This window comes from bacterium (assembly GCA_021158245.1).
In the GTDB taxonomy this organism is placed as follows: Bacteria; Zhuqueibacterota; QNDG01; order QNDG01; family QNDG01; genus QNDG01.
In genome coordinates this window covers 1-7,630 of the sequence record JAGGVB010000006.1, presented here as the reverse complement: position 1 = coordinate 7,630, position 7,630 = coordinate 1, and the positions used below count along the sequence as shown (strand labels likewise).

General features: G+C 41.2%; 10 protein-coding genes and 1 tRNA gene. 4 read left to right on the top strand and 7 right to left on the bottom strand.

The window, feature by feature from the left end:
* Nucleotides 1–182: transposase (locus J7K93_00270; protein ID MCD6115423.1), on the bottom strand; the 182-nt coding region annotated here is incomplete at its 3' end.
* Nucleotides 183–192: 10 nt separating this feature from the next.
* On the opposite strand from J7K93_00270, the gene J7K93_00265 reads away from it, so the two are divergent.
* The 4 genes from J7K93_00265 (at nt 193) to J7K93_00250 (ending at nt 2,547) form a co-directional block, all read left to right on the top strand.
* Entirely contained in the window at nt 193–543 is a 351-nt protein-coding gene (locus J7K93_00265) for a hypothetical protein (GenBank protein ID MCD6115422.1), read from the top strand.
* Between the two features lie 23 nt (nt 544–566).
* On the top strand, nt 567–1,967 hold the full coding sequence (locus J7K93_00260) for a DUF4338 domain-containing protein (GenBank protein ID MCD6115421.1): 1,401 nt from the start codon (nt 567–569) through the stop codon (nt 1,965–1,967).
* Nucleotides 1,968–2,171: 204 nt separating this feature from the next.
* On the top strand, nt 2,172–2,450 hold the full coding sequence (locus tag J7K93_00255) for a hypothetical protein (GenBank protein MCD6115420.1): 279 nt from the start codon (nt 2,172–2,174) through the stop codon (nt 2,448–2,450).
* Entirely contained in the window at nt 2,359–2,547 is a 189-nt protein-coding gene (locus tag J7K93_00250) for a hypothetical protein (protein MCD6115419.1), read from the top strand. Before J7K93_00255 ends, J7K93_00250 begins: the two co-directional genes overlap by 92 nt.
* A gap of 167 nt (nt 2,548–2,714) precedes the next feature.
* Here the strand turns inward: J7K93_00250 and J7K93_00245 are convergent, their stop codons facing one another.
* The 6 genes from J7K93_00245 to J7K93_00220 form a co-directional block, all read right to left on the bottom strand.
* A complete protein-coding gene (locus J7K93_00245; GenBank protein MCD6115418.1) occupies nt 2,715–3,032 on the bottom strand; it encodes an SPW repeat protein in 318 nt (105 codons plus the stop codon).
* Nucleotides 3,033–3,277: 245 nt separating this feature from the next.
* Entirely contained in the window at nt 3,278–4,678 is a 1,401-nt protein-coding gene (locus J7K93_00240; GenBank protein ID MCD6115417.1) for a sigma-54-dependent Fis family transcriptional regulator, read from the bottom strand.
* A gap of 15 nt (nt 4,679–4,693) precedes the next feature.
* A complete protein-coding gene (locus J7K93_00235; protein ID MCD6115416.1) occupies nt 4,694–6,823 on the bottom strand; it encodes a hypothetical protein in 2,130 nt (709 codons plus the stop codon).
* Nucleotides 6,824–6,829: 6 nt separating this feature from the next.
* A complete protein-coding gene (locus J7K93_00230) occupies nt 6,830–7,087 on the bottom strand; it encodes a hypothetical protein (GenBank protein ID MCD6115415.1) in 258 nt (85 codons plus the stop codon).
* A 132-nt stretch (nt 7,088–7,219) separates the two neighbouring features.
* Entirely contained in the window at nt 7,220–7,423 is a 204-nt protein-coding gene (locus J7K93_00225; protein MCD6115414.1) for a hypothetical protein, read from the bottom strand.
* A gap of 118 nt (nt 7,424–7,541) precedes the next feature.
* Nucleotides 7,542–7,628: transfer RNA gene (locus J7K93_00220), tRNA-Leu, on the bottom strand.
* Nucleotides 7,629–7,630 lie beyond the last annotated feature (2 nt).

Genomic DNA, 7,630 nt, shown 5'->3' with positions numbered 1-7,630 from the left:
CCATCTGCTCTTAATTCTTTCTGGTGATGGATTGGTCTAAATCCTAATTCAGACTTCATGCAGCGGAATGCGTCTTCTATATCGGTAAGCATGTTGTAGATATTCCATATCTGTTTTTCTTTGAGTTTTTCCCTGTTGGTGCGTAAGATATATATTCCATCGTTGTTTTCTGTATCTTTCAGATGCTAATTAATGGCTTTTGCCTTGTTTGTTTGGGAATCTTTCTTTATGCTAACTCTGCCTTTTACCCATAATTTTTTAATTGAACTTTTATTGTCCTATTCTGTATTCACTATCGGCATGAAAACTCAAAATCAAATCAAACGGACACTAACACAACCAGAGGCCATCGAGAAAATTAACAATATACTCGATATCAACGATAACATAAATCGGACTAAACTGGCGGATAAGCTATGTGATCATTTCAACTTTTTTGATCCGTGCGGGAATAGACAACGCAGTGGATGTTTAAAGGCTTTACGCAAACTTGAACAAACCGGTCATTTAGTCTTACCTTTTCCGATGTTGAATTCCGGCTAATTATTGTCGGAACAGAAGAAGAGATGCGAATCTGGAATGAATTGATGATCCAGGATCATCCACGAGGCGCGGGACCATTGGTTGGCCGCCAGCTTCGTTATCTCGTTCAATCAGAACATGGCTGGCTGGGAGGAATAAGCTTCAGCTCCGCTGCTCTGCACCTTGAGGCTCGTGACAAATGGATCGGCTGGAATTGGGATATGCGGCAAGAAAGTTTACACCACGTTGTGAATATGAGCCGGTTTTTAATTCGTTCATGTATATCATGTAAAAACCTTGCTTCTCGTGCCCTTGGTCTGGTCATCAAGCAATTTCCCGGTGATTTTGAGTTTTGTTATGGGCACAGGCCCCGGCTTCTCGAAAACTTTGTTGATACGACTCATTACAGAGGAACATGTTACAAGGCCGCAAACTGGCAATGGATTGGTCGTACCAAAGGGAGGGGCAGACAGGATTTAATGAAAAAACATGAGGAAACAGTAAAGGATATTTATGTTTATCCTCTTGATAAAGATTTTCGTATCAAGATAGGCCTTCCTGAAAATAGTGGCCTGGGCGCTCTTGATCTCCATTTTGGTATTGATGGTGGAAACTGGGCGGAAAACGAATTTGGCGGTTCTCTGCTGGGTGATCAACGATTAAGCAGTCGACTTGTCGAAATTGGACATAGTCAAGCCATGAACCCCAGCTGCTCCCACAGTGGCGCGGTAGAAGGCAATTGGCCGAAAGTTAAAGCTTATTACCGCTTAATCGACAAACCTGATGATTCTGCAGTTACCATGGCTAATATTCTCTTGCCGCACCGTGAACAAACGATCCGACGAATGAAAGCGGAAGGCGCTGTGTTATGTATCCAAGACGGCAGTGATCTTGATTATAACAGCCTTGACCAGTGTGAAGGCCTTGGGGTGATTGGTTCTAATCAGACTGGGGCAAAAAGTCGTGGCTTACATATGCATTCCACGCTTGTCGTAACCACCGAAGGTCTGCCTCTGGGTGTCCTGCAATCTGAGGTAACAGCGCCAAAGCCAAAATCAAAAGACGATAATCGGCCCGCATTTGCAATTCCAATTGAAGAAAAGAAGACTTTTCCCTGGATTAAAGGAGTGCGTGACTGTCAGGAATTAAAAGCTTTGATGCCGCACACATCTATAATTAACGTCATGAATCGGGAGGGCGATTTCTTTGACATGTTTGACGATCAGCGCTGTAACTGTGCCAGTGTTGATTTACTTGTACGCGCCAAACATGATCGTAGTACCACAGGTAAATACAAACTGTTTGAGACAGCAAGACAATCGCTGGTTCAAGCACAAATTGGAATTAAAGTCCCAAGGCAAAGCGCCAGAAGTAAAAAGAGTAAACAAAAAGCACGGGCCAAAAGACCCGCCCGCACTGCGCAGGTTTCAGTTCGCTCTACATAAATAGAGCTTAATCCCCCAGGATATTATAAAAACAGGGATCCGATTAAAATAGGGATTGTCCATGTGAAAGAAGACAAGCCCCCAGCGAATGCAGAGGCAATTGAATAGTTTTTGCTCACGACGATTGATCTTCAATCGGCTGACAATGTGTAAAATTGTGTGAAGTGGTATTGTCTTCGTTGGCGTATCGAAGACTGGCACCGAGTGCTGAAGTCAGGTTGCAAGGTAAAAGAACTTGCCAATAAAACCGCTGAGCGGCTGGAACGAGTGTTGGCGATAAATCAGGTGATTGCATGGCGAATTATGCTCATGACTCTTTTAGGAAGAGAGACCCCTGAGCTGCCTGCCGAAGTTTTGTTTTCAGATTTGGAAGTAAAGGTATTGAGTGCCTATGGTAAAAAAAAGAAGTTTTACTCCTCCCACTTCCCTCGGCGCCGCAGTGAAGCTGATAGCAAAGCTTGGCGGATACCTGAGACGTTCTAATGACCCACCGCCTGGTCATCAGTTAATGTGGCGAGGTTACACTCACTTACAACTGATGTGTGACGGCTTCACACTCAAAGGTGCCGATACTGGGTAGAGCTAATTTACGGGTAAAGGGCAGGCTTAGTTGGGTAGATCTTTAAAAATGATCGTAGATAGACAAGAATTTTATTAGCCTGGTTGTTTTTTAATAAAAAACCGGATCAAAAGACCCGGTTTTTTTGATACCATCCCTGATTTTAATTAGTACTCAGTTAGTGTGAGTCACTTAGCTTTGCTCCCAAAAGCACCAAAACCAGCTATCATAAGCAGTATACCGACTATAATCCCGTTCCACATATTGCCTACATGAGCCTGAAGTTGGGGAATGAACGCGGCGATGATCAACCAAATTCCCAAGATACCGGCTGTCCAGCCTTGCCAGGGTTTCTTTTTAATTATCGTAAATCCGGCAATGCCGGTGATCACGCCGACTATCAGATTATCCCACAGATTCCCCATTGGAGAGAAGGGTAAAAAAGCGGCTATAAAAAGCCAAATTCCCAAAATCCCGTTTGTCCATGCTTGCCATAATTTAGACATTTTGCACCTCCTTTATGTTTGTTAAAAGTTAGTTTAATCAACTCTGCTTTCTATATATCAAAATTTGTGCCAATATTAATCGATACGACTTATAGTTTGTAAAAACAATAAGTTATACGTAGTTTCTGTGTCGGTAATAAAATAATAAAAGGGGAGAAAGGGAAATGTTATTTCGCGGTTATTTTTATGATTTTGTTGAAAATCAGTATAGATGGGGATTATTCACTGTGTAATCCGACTTCACATTATTTGAAGTTTTCCGCGTTGATGTCATGTTTTTTAGTAAGGTTTTGTATTTGTCTGCGGTCATAGCCGCTAATTTCAGCCGCCCGTGTAATATTTCCCCTGGTTTTACTGAGAATACGTTTTAAAAAGCTACATTCAATATCTCGTATAATTGTTTCGGTGCGTCTGTTTTTTTCATCTCGAAGTTCTTCTTTTGTCAGGGATGGTTTTATGGCATTTTCCCGGATTTCAGGTGGAAGTGTGTTTACAGTTATAAGCCCATCTTTGGCAAAGATAATTGCCTGCTGAATGATATTTTCCAATTCACGCACATTACCCGGCCAATTGTACGACTGCAGGATATTTAAGGCTTCATCTGATATTTCAATGTTTCTCTGTCCGTTAGCGTTTAACCGGTTATATTTTTCAGTAAAAGATTGTACTAAAAGCGATATATCCTCTTTGCGTTCTCGCAAAGGCGGTATCTGCAGGTACACTACCTTTAACCGGTAATAGAGATCACTGCGGAATCTCTTTTGTTCGACTTCTTCAGTTAATCTACGATTGGTTGCAGCAACAATACGGGCATCTGTTTTAATATATTGTGTGCCTCCCACGCGGGTGAATTTCTGATTTTCGAGGACGTGCAGTAACTTAACCTGTAATTCCAAAGGCAATTCTCCGATTTCGTCTAAAAATAAAGTACCCTTATCCGCGAGTTCAAATTTACCTTTTTTGGTATGGATGGCCCCGGTAAAAGCACCCCTTTCATGGCCGAATAATTCACTTTCCAGCAGATTTTCAGGAATAGCGCCACAGTTAATCTCAATAAAGGGATTATCGGCCCTGGCGCTCTTGTAATGAACAGAAGCGGCCACCAACTGCTTTCCCGTTCCGGATTCGCCTTCAATAAGCACAGTAGCCGGAGTGGCGGCAACCTGTTTAAGCGTTTCAAGTAAAGCCTGCATTTTTAGGTTGGCCGTAATAATCTCCCTGAAACCTTCATATTTCTTTAGGCGTTCTTTCAGCTGTACATTCTCACTAAGCAATTGAGCATACTGCAAAGCTTTTTCGAGAAGCGGTTGCAGTTCAGCTATTTTTATTGGTTTAAGGATGTAATCGTATGCCCCCATCTTCATTGCTTGCACTGCGTTTTCAACCGAACCAAAGGCAGTAACAATGATTACGGGAATATGTTTGTGGTGTTGCCGTACGTACTGAAGTAACTCCAGACCGCCCTGTCCCGGCATGCGCAGATCAGTAAGCACCAGATGAATCGCCTCATTTTTAAGATACTCAATGGCCTCGCTGCCGTTTTGGGCCAGAATGACCCGGTATTTATTTTTCAGGTTTATTTTTATAACTTTGCGTGTTCTTTCTTCATCATCAGCAACTAAAATAGTATGCTCAAACGAGTTCATGGTTTCCTTTATTTTTTATTTCATAGCATGTTTCGGTAAATAAATTGTGAAACATGTATGTCCTAATTGTGACGTAAATTCAATGGAACCGGACAAGGCTTCAATAATTTGATGAACAATGGAAAGCCCCAAACCGGTGCCGTTTTCCCTTGTTGTAAAGAATGGATTATAAATGGATTCTCTGATTTTGAGTGGGATGCCGGCGCCATTATCCGTAACCGAAAGGATAAAATGATTCTTATCGCTGCTCATCACACATTTAATTATTCCTTGCCGAGAGGTAAATTCCTTTTCGTTGCGGCATCGTTCTTTTATTGCAGCCCGCGCATTTAATCCTAAATTTAGTAATACTTGGAAAAGTAAATCCGGATCACAGTTAAAAATGCTTTGAGCCGCGTTAATTTTATAAGAGATAGTTATCTCCGGCACATCTGAGTTCTGCAGATCCAGACAAAGCCGTTCAAACATATTTTCCATATCTATTTCTGAATTGGCTGTCGGCTTAATTCGTGTAAGGTTGAGAAAATCGCTGAGTATGCGGTTCAGGCGATTGGCCTCTTCAATAATAAATTGCTTCAGTTCGTTTTGGTCTATTTCGGAAACGTCTTTCTGTAAAAGGGTTTCGGCCGAAGTGGAGATTGTATTAAGCGGATTACGAATTTCATGGGCAACTCCTGCGGTAAGTTGGCCGATAGCGGCCAGCTTTTCAGTCTGGAATTGCCGTCGGTCTTTTTCCCGCATTTCTTCAATAATTTGGTTTCGACGTAATGAAACGGCAATTTCACTGCCTAAAATGGACAGTATCTCCATTTCCATTTCACTGTATTCCAGGCCGTATTTTTTGCGGCAAATCAGAACAACTGCCAGTAGATTATCCTCAGAAATAAGGGGCAAAAAAAAACTGGCATGAACATTTTCAAAAAAGTGACGACACCTCCCGTTTAATTCGCTATGGTTGAGCTCATAAAACTCGATAGCCCTTTTTTTTCGTTTTAGCTGAGTGATTATAAAAGAGTTTTCAGGTATGGGCGGAGCAGAATTTTCTGCACTGATTTCTGTAAAGTGTCCTGATTCCTGCTGGTAACTGAAAACATAGACCGCCTCGCATTTAAAGTTTTTTATGATAAACCGGGTCATAATTTCAAAGAATTTGATTGTTTCATAGTAAGTCTGCAATTCACGAAAGAGAATTAGAATATTTTTACGGTACTGCTGCAGATCTTTATTGAGTATTCGATCAAACAGGGTTTGCAGGCGCCTCTGAAAGGGCAAAATTATAAATATTAAGGCAACAATCAGAATGGCACCAAAAATGGATGAATTGATTCCAAAAAATAATTCCAGGCTGGTACTGGCCGCCCTGATGACAAAAAAGTAAATGGCAAGTGTTAAAGCGGAAAGAACTGAATAAGTTACCCCTCCGCTGAGTAGCTTTCTCGGTTTGAACAAATGAAACTTGACAATTGCTATAAAGAAAAATAGCGCGATGGTAAAAGTGAGCATGGTGGATAAAAAATAAAAAGAAGCTGGATTGGAGAAGATATGCGCTTTCATTAAAATAATGGTTATAAAACCTATAAAAATAATAATCATCCCGGATAGGAAAAAGCGCGTCTGATTTTTAAGGCGGATGGCGCGCAAACGCCGGATTTTCGTCCCCAGAACTATGCTGCCCCACACAATATAACTTATTGAAACAAAAAGCAGCACCAGGAAAGTCGGTTTGAGTCTGGATGTAAAGTGATAATGGTAAATTTGGGGAGTTTCTTTAAGGGCAATCAGTTCTATCTGAAAATCAGGGAAGGATAAACTAAGCACCAGAACCGGCAGTGAAAATACAGCGATGTAAAAAAGCGGATTTGTTGCAAATTTATTAAAATTTATAGGAAACAAATAGGCGATAATTACATAGAATGCCGGAGCAAAAAAAATGATCCGGTAAAGAATTTGTGCACCTAAAAGGGCAGGTAACAGGTTAGCGCTATTCAGAATGAGGACTTCGGCCAGGTTCCAAATGGCAAAACTGAAAATGAAAGCGGCAAACCATCTATTTAACGCGGCTTTTGGCTTTTCCATTAAAACGATAAAAGCGATACTAAAATTTACCGTAAAGGAAATGATTGCCGGAAGAGAATAAATATTCATAAACAACTAAAATCCTGAAATTTGCCGAACCTGTAACAGGGCTTTTTCGGTAGTTTGTTCCCCAGCAGTGATAATCTTTTCGATATGATCAACTGCCATCCAAGAAAAATGACGCACTTTAGGGCGGATAATCAAATCTGTCCCGGCCAGACGTTCCCGGGTAAGATGATAGGTGACGATATCTTCAACACGGTAAATAATTTGTAGAGCATTATCCAGTTTATCTACGCCCTTGCTACATTTAGTCATATCGGCAGCAAACATATATTAAGTGCCTTGCCATTTAACAATTTGTATCAGTATGCTATCTGTGGTCCCGCCGTCAAGAAGAAATTGATTTCCTACAGCTACCGGAGGAAATATCCCAGGAATGGAAACGGACGTCAGCACCTTTCTTCATAAACCGCCTTCGTTAGTTACAGTCTCCCACCCGGAAATTAAGTCGATAGTGATACAGTCCAATTTAAGCGGCAGTTTTTCACCATATACTGAAATCTTATTATTTAAAATCTTTATTAATTTCCTTCTTAATAATCTCTGATAATGCCATTTCATCCAATAATATTTGGAATCTGGTCTTTGATATAATCTTATATTCAATTTTCGCCTCCCTCTTTTTTGGACGGGAGACTTTGGCACGTTTGTGCCAGTAGAAAGTTGATTATTTGTAGGTAATTTTGAAGTATTCATGGGGGGGGGATAAGTTATTGATTTCATTTGGTGCCGGAGCTCGGAATCGAACCGAGATGGGCTAAAGCCCGGGGGATTTTGAGTCCCCTGCGTCTACCTGTTTCACCACTCCGGCAT